The 18,519-nt window shown below is 61.8% G+C and carries 19 protein-coding genes and 1 tRNA gene; 7 read left to right on the top strand and 13 right to left on the bottom strand.

All coding sequences use genetic code 11. From position 1 onward, the window contains the following. Positions 1–137 precede the first annotated feature (137 nt). Positions 138–1,283: a glycosyltransferase gene (locus tag B5F90_RS07385; RefSeq protein WP_087362160.1), complete on the top strand. Its 1,146-nt coding sequence runs from the start codon at positions 138–140 to the stop codon at positions 1,281–1,283. Between the two features lie 140 nt (positions 1,284–1,423). On the opposite strand, the gene B5F90_RS07380 is transcribed toward B5F90_RS07385, so the two are convergent. From B5F90_RS07380 to B5F90_RS07360, 5 genes are all read right to left on the bottom strand, one after another. Continuing rightward, positions 1,424–2,794, bottom strand: a complete 1,371-nt coding sequence (locus B5F90_RS07380; protein ID WP_204229535.1) for an MFS transporter — start codon at positions 2,792–2,794, stop codon at positions 1,424–1,426. A 133-nt stretch (positions 2,795–2,927) separates the two neighbouring features. Beyond that, positions 2,928–4,916, bottom strand: coding sequence for a tetratricopeptide repeat protein (locus B5F90_RS07375; protein WP_087362159.1), 1,989 nt, complete (start codon positions 4,914–4,916; stop codon positions 2,928–2,930). Positions 4,917–5,326: 410 nt separating this feature from the next. Further along, positions 5,327–6,208, bottom strand: coding sequence for a GTPase Era (gene era / locus B5F90_RS07370; protein ID WP_087362158.1), 882 nt, complete (start codon positions 6,206–6,208; stop codon positions 5,327–5,329). 222 nt (positions 6,209–6,430) lie between these two features. Continuing rightward, a complete protein-coding gene (ffh, locus tag B5F90_RS07365; RefSeq protein ID WP_087362157.1) occupies positions 6,431–7,774 on the bottom strand; it encodes a signal recognition particle protein in 1,344 nt (447 codons plus the stop codon). 91 nt (positions 7,775–7,865) lie between these two features. Then, positions 7,866–8,456, bottom strand: a complete 591-nt coding sequence (locus tag B5F90_RS07360; protein ID WP_234025687.1) for a DUF4294 domain-containing protein — start codon at positions 8,454–8,456, stop codon at positions 7,866–7,868. Positions 8,457–8,643: 187 nt separating this feature from the next. Here B5F90_RS07360 and B5F90_RS07355 point away from each other — a divergent pair, with 187 nt between their 5' ends. Continuing rightward, the gene (locus B5F90_RS07355; RefSeq protein ID WP_087362155.1) at positions 8,644–9,018 is read left to right on the top strand and encodes a thioesterase family protein; all 375 of its coding nucleotides are present in this window, start codon (positions 8,644–8,646) and stop codon (positions 9,016–9,018) included. A gap of 135 nt (positions 9,019–9,153) precedes the next feature. Here the strand turns inward: B5F90_RS07355 and nhaD are convergent, their stop codons facing one another. Together nhaD and B5F90_RS07345 are read right to left on the bottom strand one after the other, a co-directional pair. Further along, positions 9,154–10,491 carry a sodium:proton antiporter NhaD gene (gene nhaD / locus B5F90_RS07350; protein ID WP_199792072.1) on the bottom strand — a complete coding sequence of 446 codons (1,338 nt, stop codon included), beginning with the start codon at positions 10,489–10,491 and terminating at the stop codon, positions 9,154–9,156. A gap of 183 nt (positions 10,492–10,674) precedes the next feature. Beyond that, a complete protein-coding gene (locus tag B5F90_RS07345; RefSeq protein WP_106633758.1) occupies positions 10,675–11,061 on the bottom strand; it encodes a hypothetical protein in 387 nt (128 codons plus the stop codon). A 115-nt stretch (positions 11,062–11,176) separates the two neighbouring features. On the opposite strand from B5F90_RS07345, the gene B5F90_RS07340 reads away from it, so the two are divergent. Further along, positions 11,177–11,250 (top strand) — tRNA-Gln (locus B5F90_RS07340). 301 nt (positions 11,251–11,551) lie between these two features. Here B5F90_RS07340 and B5F90_RS07335 read toward each other — a convergent pair. From B5F90_RS07335 to B5F90_RS07310, 6 genes are all read right to left on the bottom strand, one after another. Then, complete coding sequence (locus B5F90_RS07335) at positions 11,552–11,818, bottom strand: GlsB/YeaQ/YmgE family stress response membrane protein (RefSeq protein WP_087362152.1); 267 nt, start codon at positions 11,816–11,818, stop codon at positions 11,552–11,554. A gap of 102 nt (positions 11,819–11,920) precedes the next feature. After that, on the bottom strand, positions 11,921–12,919 hold the full coding sequence (locus tag B5F90_RS07330) for a DUF4468 domain-containing protein (RefSeq protein ID WP_087362151.1): 999 nt from the start codon (positions 12,917–12,919) through the stop codon (positions 11,921–11,923). 156 nt (positions 12,920–13,075) lie between these two features. Beyond that, entirely contained in the window at positions 13,076–13,324 is a 249-nt protein-coding gene (locus B5F90_RS07325) for a TIGR03905 family TSCPD domain-containing protein (RefSeq protein ID WP_087362233.1), read from the bottom strand. 229 nt (positions 13,325–13,553) lie between these two features. Beyond that, positions 13,554–13,877 (bottom strand): preprotein translocase subunit YajC, encoded by a 324-nt coding sequence (gene yajC / locus B5F90_RS07320; RefSeq protein ID WP_199792071.1) that lies wholly within the window; start codon positions 13,875–13,877, stop codon positions 13,554–13,556. Between the two features lie 65 nt (positions 13,878–13,942). Then, a complete protein-coding gene (locus B5F90_RS07315) occupies positions 13,943–14,392 on the bottom strand; it encodes a DUF1573 domain-containing protein (protein ID WP_239307763.1) in 450 nt (149 codons plus the stop codon). Between the two features lie 50 nt (positions 14,393–14,442). Next, the gene (locus B5F90_RS07310; RefSeq protein ID WP_087362150.1) at positions 14,443–15,378 is read right to left on the bottom strand and encodes a transcription antitermination protein NusB; all 936 of its coding nucleotides are present in this window, start codon (positions 15,376–15,378) and stop codon (positions 14,443–14,445) included. 203 nt (positions 15,379–15,581) lie between these two features. Here B5F90_RS07310 and B5F90_RS07305 point away from each other — a divergent pair, with 203 nt between their 5' ends. The 4 genes from B5F90_RS07305 (at position 15,582) to B5F90_RS07290 (ending at position 18,351) form a co-directional block, all read left to right on the top strand. After that, on the top strand, positions 15,582–16,862 hold the full coding sequence (locus B5F90_RS07305) for an NAD(P)/FAD-dependent oxidoreductase (RefSeq protein WP_087362149.1): 1,281 nt from the start codon (positions 15,582–15,584) through the stop codon (positions 16,860–16,862). A 33-nt stretch (positions 16,863–16,895) separates the two neighbouring features. Next, entirely contained in the window at positions 16,896–17,420 is a 525-nt protein-coding gene (locus B5F90_RS07300) for a hypothetical protein (protein WP_087362230.1), read from the top strand. Beyond that, on the top strand, positions 17,417–17,968 hold the full coding sequence (locus tag B5F90_RS07295) for a cob(I)yrinic acid a,c-diamide adenosyltransferase (RefSeq protein WP_087362148.1): 552 nt from the start codon (positions 17,417–17,419) through the stop codon (positions 17,966–17,968). The genes B5F90_RS07300 and B5F90_RS07295 overlap by 4 nt, the downstream gene beginning before the upstream one ends. Positions 17,969–18,129: 161 nt before the next feature. Further along, positions 18,130–18,351, top strand: a complete 222-nt coding sequence (locus B5F90_RS07290; protein ID WP_087362147.1) for a DUF2795 domain-containing protein — start codon at positions 18,130–18,132, stop codon at positions 18,349–18,351. Positions 18,352–18,519: the final 168 nt, after the last annotated feature.

Here is an 18,519-nt window from a genome sequence, read left to right as displayed (position 1 = left end):
CGTCTGCGCCCCTCCCCGGGCGTGTGAAAAAATCGGGCCTCCGGCAGCGGAGGACCCGATTTTTCGTATCTTTGCATCGGAACGGTCTCGGCCCCGGTGCCGCCGGCCGCTCCACGAGCCAACCACACACGCCGCCTATGAAGATTACCGTACTGGGCCCGGCCCATCCCTTCCGGGGAGGTCTGGCCTCCATCATGGAAATCATGGCCCGCACCTTCCAGCAGCGGGGCAATCAGGTCGATATCAGGACCTTCACGGTGCAGTACCCCTCGCTGCTCTTTCCCGGCAAGAGCCAGACGCTCACGACCCCCGCGCCGGCCGACCTGCGGATTCGCCGCTGCGTCAACACGGTGAACCCCTTCAACTGGCTCCGCGAGGGGTGGAGCCTGTGCCGCGAGGCCCCCGACTTCATCCTGCTCAAGTACTGGACCCCCTTCATGGCACCCTGCTTCGGAACCATCGCCCGCCTGGCGCGGCGCAACGGCCATACGAAGGTGCTCTGCCAAATCGACAACGTCGAGCCGCACGAGCACCACTTCGTCGACCGCCCCTTCAACCGCTACTTCCTCTCGGCCGTCGACGGCTTCGTCTACATGTCGGAGCAGGTCCACGGCGAACTGAAGGAGTATACCTCCGCCCCGGCGCTCTTCTCGCCCCACCCCCTCTTCGAGAACTTCGGCTCGCGCACCGACCGCGGCGAGGCCTGCGTGCGGCTGGGGCTCGACCCGCAGCTGAGCTACGTCCTCTTCTTCGGGCTGATTCGCGACTACAAGGGGCTCGACCTGCTGCTCGAGGCGTGGCGCCGGCTGCGCGATGCGGGGCAGACCGCGTCGCGCCGGCTGCTCGTCGCCGGCGAGTTCTATGCCCCGCGCGAACGCTACATCCGCCAGATTGCCGAGAGCGGCCTCGAAGGGGAGGTGCTGCTCCACGACCACTTCATCCCCGACGAGCTGGTGAAGTACTACTTCTCGGCGGCCGACTTCGTCGTGCAGCCCTACAAGAGCGCCACGCAGAGCGGCGTGACGCAGATTGCCTACCAGTTCTGCACGCCGATGGTCGTCACGGCCGTCGGAGGCCTTCCCGAGATTGTCCCCGACGGCAGGGTGGGGTATGTCTGCCCGCCGACGGCCGAGGGGGTTGCCGCAGCCATCGGCCGCATGTACGAGGGCGATGCCCTCGCGCGCTTCCGCGAGAACTGCCTCGAGGAGCGGCGCCGCTTCTCGTGGGAGGAGATGTGCAACCGCATCACGGAGCTCTATCGCATCGTCTCCTCCCCGAAGTGACCCCGCGATGGGGCCGCGGGCGGGTGTGGAGACTGGAGACCGCCAGCCGCTCCGCACCCCGACCGCATCAATCAATACGGAAAAAGCCCTCTTCCCGCACGGGGAGGAGGGCTCTTTCGTTTGCGTTGAAGCGGCAGCGGCTATTTGCGGATGTTCGGAAGTTCGAGTCCGTAGCCCTTGCGGCGGTCCTCAATCTTGAGGTAGAGGCTGAAGATGAAGGCCAGCACGCCGAACGACGAGAAGATAATCATCGGCATCACGTAGCCGCCCGTAGCGTCGAGTACCTTGCCGATGAGCAGCGGCACGAGGCAGAGGCCGATGTTCTGAATCCAGAAGATGACGCAGTAGGCCGAGCCGAGCACCTTTTCGTCGATAATCTTCGGCACCGAGGGCCACAGGGCGGCCGGAACGAGCGAGAACGAGACACCCAGCGTGACCACCAGCAGCAGCGCCAGCCACTTCGAGGGGAACATCGGCAGCAGGAAGGCGAAGCTCAGGTGGCAGGCAATCATGATGATGGCGCCAATCATGAGCATCGTGGCGCCCTTGCCGCGGAAGTCAAGCAGCGCACCGAGGAAGGGGGTGAGCACCATGGCCAGAATCGGGAAGCAGCTGAAGAGCCGTGCGGCCGATTCGGCGTCGATGTGCAGCGTCACCTCGAGGAAGTTGGGCGCATAGCGCTGGAAGGGGAAGATGGCCGAGTAGTAGAGCACGCAGAGCAGCGCCACGAGCCAGAACATCTTGCTCGAGAAAATCTTGCCCAGGTCGCGCACGTGGAACTCCTCGTCGGAGGACTTCTCGAGCTTCAGCTCGCCCGAGGCAATCATCTGCCGGTCGAGCTTGCGGTCCATCAGCACGAAGACGCTGAAGCAGAGCAGACCGATGACCAGCAGCGCCGTGCAGAAGGCCACGGGGGCGACAATCGACTTGTCGAACATGTTCGAAACCATCGGCGCGAGCCACATCACGGCGAAGACGCCCAGACGGGCAATGGCCATCTCAAGTCCCATGGCGAGGGCCATCTCCTTGCCCTGGAACCACTTGGCGATGGACTTCGATACGGTGGTGCCGGCCATCTCGCAGCCGCAGCCGAAAATCATGAAGCCCAGCGAGGCGACCTTGGCGCTGCCGGGAAAGGATACCCACCAGCTGTCGAGCCAGGCGCAGAGCTCGGTCGTCTGGAACCACTCCGAGATGCCGACCAGCTTGATGGCCGCACCGGCCACCATGAGCGAGGCCGAGAGCATGCCCGTGAAGCGGATGCCCATCTTGTCGAGGATGATGCCCGCAAAGATGAGGAAGAAGACGAAGACGTTGAGGAAGTACTCCGATGCGGCGTAGGTTCCGAAGGTTCCGCTGTCCCAGCCACGGGCCGATTCGACGAGCGATTTGAGCGGCGACATCACGTCCACGAACATGTAGGCGAAGAACATCATCAGTGCGATGAGCACCAGTGCCGTCCAGCGGGCGGCCGCCGAGTCGTTGAGTTTGCGTTGGATAGTTTCTACCATAAGTCGAGTTGTGTTATTGGATGTTTTCTAAGTCTTCTTTGCTGTCATTCGTCTTTCCTGTCTTTCTTGTCTTTCCTGTCGTTTTCGTGCTGTTCTCTTCCGTGCCCTCTTCCGTGCCCTCTGCCGCGGCGCCTCACTCCTCCTCGCCCTGTGCGTAGCGCTTGAGGATGCGGTAGGCCTCATCGATGCCCAGCTCGCCCGCCTTCGAGAGGTCGAGGCACCCCTTGCGCGTATCCTTCATCAGAATCTGGACGATGCCGCGGTTGTAGTACGCCTCGGCAAAGTCGGGGTTGAGCTCGATGGCCTTCGTGTAGTCCTCGAAGGCCTCGGGCAGGTTGCCCGAGAGGGCCTGCAGCGTGGCGCGGTTGTAGTAGCTGTAGGCGAAGTCGGGGAAGAGCTTGATGGCCTTGTTCAGGTCGGCGATGGCCTCGTCGTAGCTGTACGTGCGCTTGCTGTTGTTGTTGAGCCGGTTGGCCGGGTCGGCGTTGATGGAAATCCGCTGGTAGGAGTTGTCAATCGACGAGATGAAGTCAATCATCTCGGCCCGCGTGGTCGAACGGTTGAAGTAGAGGAACGGATTGGCCGGGTTGAGGTCGATGGCGCTCGTGTAGGTGTTCACCGAGTTGGTGTACTGCTTGATGAGCGACTGCGTGACGCCCCGCTCGAAGAGCAGCGTCCACGACGAGGAGGTGCTGCTGCGCAGCTCCTGCAGGTAGCGCTGGTCGAGCATGACGAGCGTATCGGCCGGGATGTTGCTCGGACGGCACGACACCTCGAGGTAGCGGTTGCCGATGCGGCGCTTGAAGTCCTCGGCGCGCTGCACGTGGTAGGGGCGTGCCACCGGCGCCGTGTCGGGCTCCATGAGCGTGAACTTGAAGAGCGGCAGCAGGCGCATGTCCTCTTCGCTGCCGTTGTAGCCGCCGATGCGGCCGCTGCCCGAGAGCTTGCTGTCGAACGAGAGCAGGCGGTCGAAGCGCTGCGTCGTGTCGGCGTAAATCGAATAGGTGCTGTCGCTCAGCCGCGAGCGGTATTCGGCGATTTTGCGGCTGGCGATGTCGCGGTCCTCGCGGGCCCCCTTGGGGTCGCGCAGCAGTTCGCGCAGCGAGCCGCGGTGGAGGTAGGCGTTCGCAAAGTCGGGGTAGAGCTCGATGGCCGAGGTGTAGTCCTGGACCGCCTTCTCGATTTCACCCAGCTCGGCGTAGACCCCCGCGCGGTTGTAGTAGACCAGCACGTTGTTGGGTGAGTAGAGCGCCACGTGGTCGTAATCCTCGAGTGCGCGGTTGTAGTCGCCAATCTGCGCGCGCAGCATCGCGCGGTTGAAGTATCCGAGCGAGTTGGTCGAGTCGAGCCGCACGACGGTGTCGAAGTCCGAGAGCGCCAGCATCGGGCGGTTGGTGTTCGAGTAGACCAGCGCCCGGTTGAAGTACGAGGGGACGTAGGCCGAGTCGCAGGAGATGGCCCGGTTGAAGTCCGCCTCGGCCTCCTTGTAGCGCTCCTGCTGCATGTAGAGCGTGCCCCGGTGGTTGTAGCCGTCGGGATTCTCGCGGTTGGTGCGGATGGCCTGGTCGAAGTTCTCGTAGGCGCGTACCGTATCCTTCAGATAGAGGTAGCCGATGCCGCGGTTGATGTAGGCGCCGGCCACCTTGTTCTCCTGGCGGATGAACTTGTCGAAATCCTCCACCGCCAGGGCATACTGCTTGTCCTGCAGCCGCGTGATGCCGCGGTAGAAGTAGGGTGCCGGGAGGTCGGGCCGCAGTTCGATGGCCTCCTGGAAATCCTTCAGCGCATCGTCGTAGTTGCCCAGCTGCGAGCGTGTGAGCGCCCGGTAGGTGTAGGCCTGCGTATAGACGGGATTCTTGCGGATGGCGGTCGAAAAGTCGGCCTCGGCGCCAATCAGGTCGTCGAGGTTGTATTTGGCGATGCCCCGCAGGAAGTACCCCTCGAAGGCATCCTCGTCGAAGCGCAGCAGGGTGTTGAGCGTACGAATCGCCTCCTGATAGTTGTTCTCCATCATGCAGCGCTGCCCCATCCAGAAGAAATACTCCTTGTTGTACTGGGCACGGGCCTGCATGCAGCAACCGAGCAGAAGCGCTCCGATGAGTCCTGTGATGAATCTACGCATGTTCTTCCTGTCTCTCCCTGTCGTTTCTAACGGGCCTGGGCCCCTTTTTCGTATTCCGTTCCGGGCGGGATTTCCGCGCCCCGTATCTTCGGGACCTTTTTCCGGCGCCCGCTCCTGTCCGGTCTCTTCTCTTGTTCCGCCCCTTCAGGGGTCTCACCGTCTGCCGTCCTGCGTCTGCCGGGGGCTTCCTGCCTCACCGTCCGGCCCGGCTTTTCCGGACGGGGCCCGCTGCGGCTCCTTGCGGCTCCTTGCCGTCCGCGGCCCGGTCGCTTCGTCTGCCGTCTGTTGCCCTCTGCCGTCTGTTGCCCTCTGCTGCCTGCCGTCCTGCGTCTGCCGTCCTGCGTCTGCCGTTCTCCGTCTGCTGACCTCCGTCCTCCGCTTGCCGGCCCCGGCCCGGGGCGCATCCGCCGCTATTCGAGCTCGTAGCCGAAGCGGCGCAGCTGACGCTCGTTGTTGCGCCAGTCGTCGCTCACCTTGACAAAGAGCTGCAGGAAGACCTTCTTGTCGAGGAACTTCTCGAGGTCTTCGCGCGCAAGCTGCCCCACGCGCTTGAGCTTCTCCCCCTTGTGGCCGATGACGATGCCCTTCTGCGACTCGCGCGAGACGTAAATCGTCGCCGCAATGCGGTCGATGGTGGGCTCCTCCTTGTAGGATTCGATTTCGATTTCGCAGCAGTAGGGAATCTCCTTGTCGTAGGTGCGGAGAATCTTCTCGCGGATAATCTCCGAGGCGAAGAAGCGCAGGGTCTTGTCCGTGAGCGTATCCTTGGGGTAGAAGGCGGGTCCTTCGGGCAGCACCTCGAGGATTTTGCCGAAGAGCCCCTCGATGTTGAAGCGTTCGCGCGCCGAGACGGGGACAATCTCCGCCTCGGGCAGAATGCCGTGCCACCGCTCGACGAGCGCCTCGAGCGCCTCGGGGGTCGTGAGGTCGATTTTGTTGATGACCACCAGCGTCGGGATGCCGCTCGTGCGGATGCGCTCGAGGATGTCGGCCGAGCGGTCGCTCTGCTCGACGGTGTCGGTGACGTAGAGAATCACGTCGGCGTCGGAGACGGCCCCCGTGACGAACTTCATCATCGACTCCTGCAGCTTGTAGGCGGGTTTGAGGATGCCCGGCGTGTCGGAGTAGACAATCTGGAAATCGTCGCCCGAGACGACGCCCAGGATGCGGTGGCGCGTGGTCTGGGCCTTGGAGGTGATAATCGAGAGGCGCTCGCCGACGAGCGCGTTCATGAGCGTCGACTTTCCGACGTTGGGATTTCCGATGATGTTGACGAAGCCCGATTTGTGCATGGGGTTGCGGTTTTTGACTTCCAAAGGTAGGAATTAATCTCGATTATTCCTATGATTGGCAAAAATTAACCTCCCGGACCGGACGTTGGCCCCGACCCGTGTGTCGTCTCCGGCTCTTGCGGGAGCTCGGACAGAAGGCGAAGGCCCCGTTCCGCAGTTGCATAAAAAAGGGGGCCCCACCGTATTCGGCGGGGACCCCGTTGTCTTCGTATCTCTCCTGCGTTACCGCCGCCGGAGCATGCCGCCGGGCATCTTCGGCATCTTCGGCATCTTCATGTTGCCGCCCGCTACGGCCTTCATCATCTTGCGCGTATCCTCGAACTGCTTCATCAGCCGGTTCACGTCGGCCATCGTCGTGCCCGAACCCTTGGCGATACGCTCCCTGCGCCGCGCGTTGATGATTTCGGGGTGCTCGCGCTCGGCCGGCGTCATCGACGAGATTATCGCCTCGGTCTGCTTGAAGACATCGTCCGGGATGTCGACGTTCTTGAGCATCTTGCCCATGCCCGGAATCATCGAGGCAAGGTCCTTCAGGTTGCCCATCTTCTTGATTTGGTGAATCTGCGCGATGAAGTCGTTGAAGTTGAACTGGTCCTTGACCAGCTTCTTCTTCAGCCGGCGCGCCTCCTCCTCGTCGAACTGCTCCTGCGCCCGCTCGACGAGCGAAACCACGTCGCCCATGCCCAGAATACGGTCGGCCATGCGCTCCGGGTGGAAGACCTGCAGCGCATCCATCTTCTCGCCGCTCGAGATGAACTTCAGCGGCTTGTCCACCACCGCGCGAATCGAGATGGCGGCACCGCCGCGCGTATCGCCGTCGAGCTTGGTGAGCACCACGCCGTCGAAGTCGAGGCGGTCGTTGAACTCCTTGGCCGTGTTGACGGCATCCTGACCCGTCATGGCGTCGACCACGAAGAGCGTCTCCGACGGCTTGACGGCCGCCTTGATGGCCGTAATCTCCTGCATCATCGCCTCGTCGACGGCCAGACGGCCCGCCGTATCGACGATGACCACGTTGTAGCCGTTCTGACGCGCATGCTGGATGGCGTGCTGGGCAATCTCCACCGGATTGCGGTTGCCCTCCTCGGTGTAGACCTCGACGCCAATCTGGCTGCCGAGCACCTTCAGCTGGTCGATGGCCGCCGGACGGTAGACGTCGCCCGCCACCAGCAGCACCTTGCGGCCCCGCTTGCTCTTGAGCATCGCGGCGAGCTTGCCCGAGAAGGTCGTCTTACCCGAACCCTGAAGACCGGCGATGAGTATCACGGCCGGCGTACCCTCGAGCCGGATGTCGGTGGCCGTGCCGCCCATGAGCTGCGCCAGCTCGTCGCGGACAATCTTGGTCATCATCTGCCCCGGCTTCACCGCCTTGAGCACATCCTGTCCCAGCGCCTTCTGCTTCACCTCGTCGGTGAAGTTTTTGGCGACCTTATAGTTGACGTCGGCGTCGATGAGCGCACGGCGAATCTCCTTGAGCGTCTCGGCGACGTTGATTTCGGTGATGCGGCCTTCGCCCTTGAGAATCTTGAACGACCGTTCGAGTTTGTCGGTTAAGTTTTCAAACATGGTGGTGTGGTGTTGCTTGTTTTGCAGGCAAAGATAGTGAAAAAGTGCGGATTCCCGAAATTTCGCCGGGCAAACCGACCGACGGGCCGGCTCAGAGCCAGCCGGCCTCGTAGTAGACCACGATTTGTTCAATCATGCGGTCCTCGCCCTCGCGGTCGTACTGCGACTTGAGGTCCTGCCCGAAGACCTTCGAGACCCCCTGCCAGAAGCCCGCCACGAAGCCGCCGCGGAATTCGCGCAGCACCTCGTAGGCCGTATATTCGGTTTCGCGGTCGATGAGCTTGAGCAGCACGCGCCCCTGCGTGCGGGTCATGTGGCGCAGCACGGGGGTATACTCCTCCTTGATTTCGTGGTAGACGCGGCGGATGTACTCCTTCTGCGCCTTCTTGGTCGGCAGGCGGCTCAGCTCCTCCTCCATGTCGGCCATCTTGGCCTTGGCCGTCTGGGCAATGGGGTAGACCTTCTTCACGGCGTCGACCAGCCGGCGGTAGCGCCGCAGGTCGACCTTGCGGTTGAAGACGTAGACCGGGAGGATGTGCACCAGCGGAATCGAGTCGCCGTGGTCGATGCTCCACTCCTGGTGCCAGAAGCCGTGGCGCTGCTGCCCGGCCCCCTCCAGGGGGAGCAGCAGGGCGGCGAGCAGGAGTGCCGTCAGCAGGTATGTCATTCGGAGCGGGCGCATGCACAAAATTACATTTTTTACAATAAACGGATGCTGCCCTCCATTTATTTTTTCGGGCCCTCTTTTCCCGCCGGGGCCGTCGTCCGTCGTCCGGAGATTGCGGCAACTCTCCGACGGAGGTTCGTTTTTTCGGGAGTAAATGCTATCTTTGTCCCCATCATACCAAACCGATTATCCGATTAAGATTATGCTGGAAAAGGGATTGTCTGCACAGAGCGTCGCCACGGTATGCGACGCCAATACGGCCGCCGCGATGGGTTCGGGCGACCTGCCCGTATTCGCCACCCCCGCCATGGTGGCCCTCATGGAGCATGCCGCGATGAAGGCCGTGGCGGCCGAGCTGGAGGAGGGCGCCACGACCGTCGGCGCCGAGATGAACGTCACCCACATCAAGCCCTCGGGCCTCGGGGCCGAAATCACGGCCACGGCCGTGCTGACGGCCGTCGAGGGGCGCAAGCTCACCTTCAACGTGGGGGCCCGCGACGCCGAGGGGATGATTGGCGAGGGGGTGCACGTCCGCTTCGTGGTCGACCGCACCCGCTTCATGGCCAAGGTCAAGTAGCCGGCCGCCTTCATGGTTTAGAAGCAGCAGCCGGCTGCCGTCCGGGGCGCGGCCCCGCCGTCCGCCCGCAACGAAAAAAGGGAAGCGCATCGCCGCAGCGATGCGCTTCCCTTTTCGTCTTGTGGAGCGCGGGAATCAGAGCCCGATGAGCAGATGCTCGAGCAGGATGACGATGATGCCGCTCACGTAGCCAATCAGCGCCAGCGAGGTGATGCGTTTGAGGTACCAAGAGAAGGTAATCTTCTCAAGTCCCATGGCCACGACGCCGGCTGCCGAGCCGATGATGAGGATGCTGCCGCCCACGCCGGCGCAGTAGGCCAGCAGGTGCCAGAAGACGCCGTCCTGGAGGAACGACTGCATGTAGGCGGGGTCGATGCTCGAGGCAACCGTTGCGGCGTCGGCAATCGGGTACATGCCCATGCAGGCCGCCACGAGCGGCACGTTGTCGATGACCGACGAGAGCAGGCCGATGATGCCCGTGATGGTGAAGACCTCGTGGATGTTCTTGTCGAGGAACTGGGCCACCTCGGTCAGGATGCCGGCGCTCTGCAGCGCGGATACCGACATCAGGATGCCGAGGAAGAAGAGGATGGTCGGCATGTCGATGTGCTTGAGCACCTTCGATACGCGGTTCTTGATGGACTCCTCGATGCCGCGCTTCTTGTCGTAGATGATTTCGGTGAGCACCCACATCACGCCCAGCGAAATCATCATCCCCATGTAGGGGGGCAGATGGGTGATGCTCTTGAAGACCGGCACGAAGAGCAGGCTGAGGATGCCGACCACGAGGACGAACTTGCTCAGACGGGGCCCCACGCCCTTGGGCAGGCTGTTTTCGGCGGCTGCGGGCTCCATCATCGAGGTTTTCTTGCGGGCGATGTAGTGCCCGGCGATGGCCGTCGGAATGGCCGTCGAGATGAGTGCCGGCAGGAAGAGCGAGCCCATGAGCGCCTGCGAGGTGACGTTGCCGCGCATCCAGAGCATGATGGTCGTCACGTCGCCGATGGGCGACCATGTGCCGCCGCTGTTGGCCGCGATGACGATGATGCTGGCGAAGAGCCAGCGCTCCTTGCGGTTGGCGATGATGCGCCGCAGCAGCATCACCATGATGATGGTGGTGGTCATGTTGTCGAGCGCCGCCGACATGAAGAAGGTGATGATGGCCAGCAGCCAGAGCAGCTTGTGCTTGTTGTGGGTGGTGATGTGGTCGGTGATGACGCCGAAACCTCCGTGGGAGTCGATGAGGTCGACGATGGTCATGGCACCGATGAGGTAAATCAGAATTTCGCACGTGTCGCCCAGATGGTCAATCAACTCGTGGGCGATGTTCGCGTCGTGGCCGAAGAGGCTGAAGACGGACCAGATGGCTCCGCACATGAGCAGTGCGATGGCCGCCTTGTCCACCTTGATTTTGTGCTCCAGCGCGATGAAGGCGTAGCCTATCACGAAGAGCAGAATCATGGTTGGAATCATTTCGTATGGTCTTTTTACTTACGTTATACTTGGCCGGCCTTCGGAGTTCGGCCGGCATCGTCGCTCCGCTCTGTTGGGGCGGAAGGGGAGGGGGCCTGTCGGACCGCAGGCCGGGGGCGGTCCGTGCGGACGACTGCCGGGGCGTTGCACCGGAGCGTCGGTCCGCTCTCTTGCGCGCGTCCGCTAAATCACGATGTGCCGCAGGGCGAAGACATAGCGGTCGGCCGGGCGCAGCAGCAGGGGCTGCGCGTGGTCGTAGCGGTCGCGTGTGGTGAGGCGGTGCAGGTCGCGCAGGGCTGCGGCCGGACGATGCGTCGGCGCCGTCTGGGTGACGGGCAGCCGCGTGTCGTGGCGGTGGTCCGAATTTTCGGCTGAGCCCGTGGCGGCAAGCACTCCGGTCGGAGGTGTGGCAAAGAGGGGCACGTGGCGCTCCTCTTCCGCATCGCGGGCGGGAGCCGCACGCAGTATGGCGCATGTGCGGCCGGCTTCCAGCGATGCCCGGATGACCCGGGCCGCGGGCGGAAGCGCCGCGCAGAGCAGCATGCCGCATATGACCAGCCATTTTCTCATCGCCGCAAAAATAACCAAAAAGGGAGAATCTTTTTTCTCCGTTCCGCTATTTTTATGTTCAAAATTGGATTTTCCCGTTTTTTACGTATCTTTGCAGTCGCTTTCGAGCTCGGATTGAGCTATGGTGTAATGGTAACACGTCAGATTTTGGTTCTGAAATTCCAGGTTCGAATCCTGGTAGCTCAACCAAACGGAAAACCCGCTGTTCAGCAGCGGGTTTTCTGCGTTTTCGGAGGTCGGCCTTCGCGCTTGGGGCGGGGAGGCTTTGTGCGGTCCGTTTTCAGAGGCTCCCGGCTTTCGCTTTCGTGGCGGGGAGGCTTTGGACGGCTCGTTTTCGGGGCAGACCGTGCTGTGCGCTCCGCTCGCGGGGCAGGCCGTGCCGTGCGTTTCGTTCGCGGTGTGGAGGTCCTTCCGTCGGCTCTGCCCGTGCCGTGCGGCGAAGCGGCGAAACGGCGGGCGGCGGGTTGGCCGGTAGTGCGGCGCGGGCGTGTCAGCGGTCGGAGCGCTCTTTGCGGCTGCGGGGTGTGAGGAGCGCGACGAGCCACAGCAGCACGACGGCTCCGGCCAGCGAAGTGAGCAGGCTTCCGAGCGTTCCCACGGCGACGAACCCCAGCAACGAGAAGAGCCAGCCGCCCAGCAGGCCGCCGATAACGCCGACGGCGAGATTGACGAGGAACCCCGCGCCGCGACCCTTGACGATGAGTCCGGCCAGCCATCCGGCGACCAGACCAATGAGCAGATACCAGAGAAAATACATGGTCAGAACGAATTTTGGTAACGAACGCCTACGTTCAAAATCCGTTCCGAAATGCCTCTCCCGGGAGAGTGAGGCCAAAGACCGCTGTCAGGGGATGAACCGTTACCAGTTGTCGTTCATGTCGATGCCGATGATTCCCGCATTGATGGCCCGGTCGAGCCGGTTTTTCATGGCAATCAGGTAGAGGCAGCTTGCGCAATAGGCCTTTGCTCCGGCCTCGTTGGGCAGCAGGTCGGGATTGTCGTTGAACGGGTAGACCAGGTCCGGTCGATAGGTGCGGTTCGAGGCGGCCGCCGTTCCCTGCAGCGAGCTGCCCCGTCCGTTCGAGACGGCGATGTCGTACTCCTGAATGGTCATGATGATGCGGGCCCGCTCCTCCTTGATGTCGATTCTGAAGAGTACCCGGGCGCTGATACCGTATTGCTTGCCAAACGGTGCATACAAGGCGATGTCGCGCAGATAACCTTTGGCGAGGATTGTGCCCGCCTCCTTGTCGTCGAACTGGATGACGGATTTGCCCGAATTGAAGCTGTTGACAAACCAGGAGTGGGCCTGGATGTATATGTTGTTTTTGCTCAGATTGGGACAGCCGATAACGGTTGTCGTGGAGATATTCCCGTTCGCATCGATGCCTGCAAAGTGGTCGCGGAAGAATTGGGCGGCTTTCGGATAATCAATCGCTCCGTCCACCTCACCGTCCAGGGCATCGAGTATTTCGTAGTATTCATTGCGAACCTCCGATAGGGATTCGTAGATATCCAGCTTCTCGATTTTCCGGATGGCTAATTTTTTGGTCCGCTCCAGTTCCAGACGCTCCTCCTCTTGCCGCTTTGCGCGGATTCGCTCGTTCTCAAAGTCGACGAGTTGCCGGAAATTCTCACGGCCGTATTTTTCGATGAATGCCTTTCTTGGAATGTACGAATTGCCATCGGTGTCGAAGAAGAGCCGCCTTCCCTGATGCGTGGTGATAAGGAGGGAGTCGCTTTGTTGCGTATACTCCGAGGCCGCATGGAAATCGTATCTCATGGGGGTGTTGTCCGGCTCTTGAGCAGGGCTCAGCAGCGGCCCGGCGAGAAAAATCAGCAGGAGCAGTCGTTTCATGGGTGCGGGGTTTTGCGGGAGTGGTTCCGATGATGGATTAAAGATGATGATGGATTAAAGATAATAAAAAATATCCAATCGGAGCGGACCGTGTCCCGATTTTGCAGCGCGCCGGAGCGACTTTTGCCGGGTTGGCTCCGGCATGCGGCTGCCCCGTCAGAGCATGCGCCGCAGCGCGCGGGCCAGCTGGTCGGGGCACGAGGTTCCCTTGCCGTGGCAGTCGATGCCCTCGAGCCGGGCGATGGCCTCCTCGGCCTTCATGCCCCGCACCAGCGAGGCGATGCCCTGCGTATTGCCGTGGCACCCGCCCGTGAAGGTCACGCTGCGGATGACGTCTCCGTCGGTTTCGATGTCGATTTGTCGCGAGCAGGTGCCCACGGTGGGGTAGGAGAGGTGTTTGAGCATGTCGTTGTGTGTGAATGTTCCGCGCGGCATGGCTTCGGGGCGAGGTCCCTTGGGGCGCGGCAATCCTGCGGCAATTCTGCGGCCTCCGGTGTGGCGCTGTCGTGCGGTTGAATCGTTGAAATCTGGAAATGGCGGACCGGGCGGGTCCGGACTGGTGAGCCGGTAAGGCAGATAAAGAATCCCCCTCCGAAGCGCGTTCGGAAGGGGATATGCTTCGACACGGGTGCCGTTAACGCTGCTGCTGCAGGTCGGAGTTGTCGGCTACGACCATGTTCTTGTCGATGCGCAGCGTGACGTTGCTGTCGACCTCGATGAGCAGCGACGTCTCCTTCACCTCCTTCACGGTGCCATAGATACCGCCGGCGGTGATAATCTTGTCGCCCTTCTTCAGGCCGTTGCGGAACTCCTGCATCTGCTTGCGGCGCTTGGCTTCGGGACGCCACATGAAGAGCCAGAGCACGAGCACCATCAGTGCAATCATGATGAGGAAACTGTACTGCTGCATGAAACCCGGTTCGGGCTGTGCAGGGGCTGCATTCAGGAAATTAATCATTGTCTTTCGGTTTTAGCTTGTTATTAATAGCGCAAATATACGCATAATTGTCGAATCTGCAAGAATTACTCCACATCGGCTTCGATGAAGAGCCGCAGCGGCCGTCCGCCCGCCAGACTTACGTCGATAAGCTTGAGCTGCCAGCCGTATTCGCCCCGCGAATCGAAGGTGAGCGAGCAGGCGAGCTCCTGCCCGGGGGCGATGGGGCGCGCCTCGGCCTCGAGCGTCGTGCATCCGCAGCTGCGCTCGGTCGAGACGACGGCCGTCGGGCGCGACGATGCGTTGTGCAGGTGGAAGCGCAGCACGGCAATCTCGCCCGAGTGCAGCCGTCCGAAACGAATCGTGTCGGTGGCTCCATGCAGGAGCGTGCTGTCCGATATTTCGATGATTTTCCCCCGCGGGGCGGCACCTGCGGCCTTTTTGCGCGACGACGGACCGCACCCCGCGGCGAGCGTCAGCAGCGCCGTCAGCGCCGCCGCAGTCGCAAATCGGGGCAGGATGCGGAGTCTCTTCAAGGTGGTGGAGTGGGGGGGTGATACGGCACCGCCGGAGCGGCGCCCGGTTGTCAGATAAGTCCGCGGCCCGCCTTCTTGATGCGGCCCTCGGCCGTCAGCGACTCGACAATCTTGTCCAGCACGCCGTTGATGAAGACGCTGCTGCCCGGCGTCGAGTAGTACTTCGAGATTTCGATGTACTCGTCGAGCGTCACCTTGACGGGAATCGAGGGGAAGTTGAGCAGCTCGGCCATCGCCGTGCCGATGATGAGGTTGTCCATGAAGACGATGCGCTCGATGTCCCAGTTGGCGGTGAACTTCTCGATGTAGCGCTGGTACTCGCCGAAGTTGACCAGCGTCTTCTCGAAGAGCGTCTTGACGAACTGCGGGTCCTCCTCGCTCTTGAACTTCGGGGCCACCTTCAGCTCGGTGTGGGTGGGGCGGAGGTTGGAGAGCGTGCGCAGAATCATCATGAGGATGTAGCCCAGGTCGTCGTCCCAGAGAATCGACATCTCCTCGAGCACCGTGTCGAGCGCCTCGCACTCCTGCAGGCTCTTGAAGAAATCCTCGACCAGCTGGCGGTCGTCGGCAAACGAGCGCTCGCTGCGCTGCATGTAGCTCTTGTAGTAGTCGCTTTCGGTGAGCTGTGTGTAGAGCGTGCGGATGAGCTCGGGGTAGAGGCTCCAGTTGAGCTTGCGGGCGGCCGTGTAGTCGTTCACCGCGTCGGTGTTGGCGATGATGCGGATGACCGAGTTGTCGACGAACTTGGTGTTGGGGTTGAGGTCCTCGTAGGTCGGCAGCTTCTTCTGCCGGGCCAGCTCCTGACGGTGCTCGGCATAGCGGGCAATCTCGACCGGCAGGGTCAGCATCAGGTTGTAGAGGTCGTAGGCCTTGTCCACCGACGCCATCAGGTTCTTTTCCGAGGCCATCATGTTGTCGGCGCCCGATTTCAGATGGGCGAACAGCGCCTTGATGACCTTGATGCGAAGTAATCTTCTGCTCAACATAATTGTAACTCTTGCGACTTTAGACGGGCGCAAAAGTACAACTAAAAATCAAGATTTGAAAATAAAACGCCTCTTTCGATGGGGCAACCGAGCGGTGCGGCGCCCTTTTTTGCAGCGTGCGGGCGCCTTCGGCGTCCGGAGGGGTGAAAAAATCGGCCGCCGCTTGCCGCCTCTGCCGAAATGTTCGTATCTTTGCCGCACGTATGGAACAACTCAGGGATGAATACGCCGAGAACTCCTGCGACGTAATCGTCGTGGGGGCGGGGGCCGCCGGCATGATGGCGGCCGCGACGGCCGCACGCAACGGCAAGCGCGTGCTGCTGCTCGAGAAGATGGAGAAGTCGGGACGCAAGGTCCGCATCACGGGCAAGGGGCGCTGCAACGTCACCAACGCCCGTCCGCCCGAGGAGTTCGCCTCGCAGGTGCGCACCAACGCCGACTTCTTCGCACCGGCCTTTGCCGAATTCAACAACCGGGCGACCATCCGCTTCTTCGAGCGGCGGGGCGTCAAGCTCGACATCGAGCGGGGCGAGCGCGTCTTCCCCCACAGCGGCAAGGCGTGGGACATCGCCAACGCGCTGCTGGACTACTGCGTCGAGAACGGCGTGAAAATCCTCTACAATACGCAGGTGACTGGAGTCCTGACCCTTGCGGGCCATGTCTTCGGGGTGCGCTACCGCAACAAGCGGGGCTTCGAGCGCAAGGTCGAGGCACCGCAGGTGATTGTCGCCACGGGCGGCCTCTCCTATCCGGCCACCGGCTCGACGGGTGACGGCTACCGCTTTGCCGCCGACCTGGGGCATACAATCGAGGCGGTGCGTCCGTCGCTCACGCCGCTCGTCTCGTCGCACAACCAGATGAAGTACCTCCGCTGCCTGCTGCTGCGCAACGTGCGGGCGACGCTCTGGGTCGACAACGAACCCGTGCGCGAGGAGTTCGGCGAGGTGGGCTTCTCGGAGCGGGGCATCGAGGGGGCCGTGGCGCTGCGCGTGAGCCGCGATGCGGTCGATGCGCTCATCGACGGGCGCCGCGTCAAGCTGGTGCTCGACCTCAAGCCGGCGCTGACCGAGGAGATGCTCCTCAACCGCATCGACCGCGAGCTGGCCGAGATGGCCCCCACGGAGTTCTTCGCCGAGCTGCTGCGCAAGCTGGTGCCGCGGCCGCTGGTCATGCCGCTTGCCGAGGAGCTCGACATCCACTCGAAGAACTATGTGAGCAAGCTCACCGACGCCGAGAAGCGGCGCCTGGTCAAGACGCTCAAGGGGCTTACCTTCCCCATCGTCGACTACGCCCCGTTCGAATATGCCGTCGTGACGGCCGGCGGGGTGCGCTGCGACGAGGTGAACCCCCATACGATGGAGTCGCTCAAGCTCCCCGGGCTCTACTTTGCGGGCGAGGTGCTCGACCTCGACGCCAATACGGGCGGCTACAACCTCCAAATCGCCTTCTCGACCGGACATCTGGCCGGCATGCTGAAGCGGTAGGAGCCGCCGCAAACCTGAAAAATGCGCTGCGGAATGCATCTGGGAGGACGAAGAATCGGCCGCAGAATCGGCCGGAGCATCTACGGACGGGTCGCCGGATTGAAGAACCGCCTGGTCCGGGCGCGCTATTTCCGCGGCCACGGGGTCCATTCGCCCTTCGTCTACGCGATTGTCCGCCAGGTCTTCATGCGGCACGACCTGCTGCCGGGCGACCGGGAGCTCTACGGGGCGCTCTGCGCCGCGGGCGTCGGGCACCGGCGCGCCGTACAGCTGCAGAACCTCTTCATCCACTGCGGCTACCACACCTTTGCCATGAACCGCACGGGGGTCGACCTCTGCGTCGTCGGCCGGAGCCTGCCCGAAGAGGAGGTGCTCGCGCTTGTCGACCAGGCACGGCGCTGCGGCACGACTCTTGTGCTGCTGGAGCCCTATGCCGACGAGGAGCGCTGCCGGCTCTGCCGCCGCATTGTCGCCGCACACGGCTGCACGTCGGTCGACAACCGGGCCTATCTGCTCATCTTTAACAATTATCTGCCTAAACAACACTTCCGGATATGAAAGTCTATACCAAAACGGGAGACCAGGGAACCACGTCGCTCATCGGCGGCGAACGGGTCTTCAAGAGTGACGAACGGGTCGAGGCCTACGGCTCGGTCGATGAACTGATGGCCTTCACGGCGCTGCTGGGCGACCACATGCGCGACGAGGAGGGGCTGTCCGCCTACGTCGACGACATTGCGCAAATCACCTCGCGGCTGATGACCGTCTCGGCGCTGCTGGCCGTGGGCCAGGGGGGCGAGGGCAAGGTGGCTCCGCTCGCTGCGTCGTCGGTCGAGTGGCTCGAGCACCGCATCGACGCCATGCAGGCCCTCGTGCCGCCCATCACGAAGTTCACCATCCCGGGCGGCAATGCCGTCGTGTCGATGTGCCACGTCTGCCGGACGGTCTGCCGCCGGGCGGAGCGTGCGTCGCTGCGTGCCGCTCAGAAGTACGGTGCCGACTCCACGGCGCTGGTCTACCTCAACCGCCTGTCGGACTACTTCTACCTGCTGGGACGCGTGCTGACGGAGCACTTCGGGGTCGAGGAGCAGCTGTGGATTCCTTAATCGTTGATTTCCAGAATAAAGTTCGTATTTACGCGATGTTTTATACGAATTTGTTTGTATTTCTCGTTTTTTTTATACTTTTGCACGACTACAACCGTGTCCGGATTTTCGCACGGAAACCGGAACGAGCTTTTAATTAGGGACTTAAAAGTTAATGACCTATGTATTGGACGCTTGAATTGGCCTCGAAGCTCGAAGATGCTCCGTGGCCCGCAACGAAAGACGAGTTGATTGATTATGCGGTCCGTTCGGGGGCTCCGCTGGAGGTTCTCGAGAATCTGCAGGAGATAGAGGACGAGGGCGACATCTACGAATCGATAGAGGACATCTGGCCCGACTACCCCTCGAAGGATGACTTCTTCTTCAACGAGGAGGAATATTGATAGCCTTCAGATAGGTTAAACGATTGAATACCAGCGCGATGAACAAAGATAATTTGTTTGTCGCGCTGGTGTTTTATGGCCTCAAATGGCGCGGTTTGTTTGTCTAAATTACGGTTTTTCTGCTCAAAATCGGAGTTTGTTTGTCTAAAATACATTACCTTTGTTTCT

Source organism: Alistipes sp. An31A, assembly GCF_002159425.1.
In the GTDB taxonomy this organism is placed as follows: domain Bacteria; phylum Bacteroidota; class Bacteroidia; order Bacteroidales; family Rikenellaceae; genus Alistipes; species Alistipes excrementigallinarum.
Note: the sequence above shows the minus strand (reverse complement) of the source record. Positions and strands in the feature narration are given on the sequence as shown.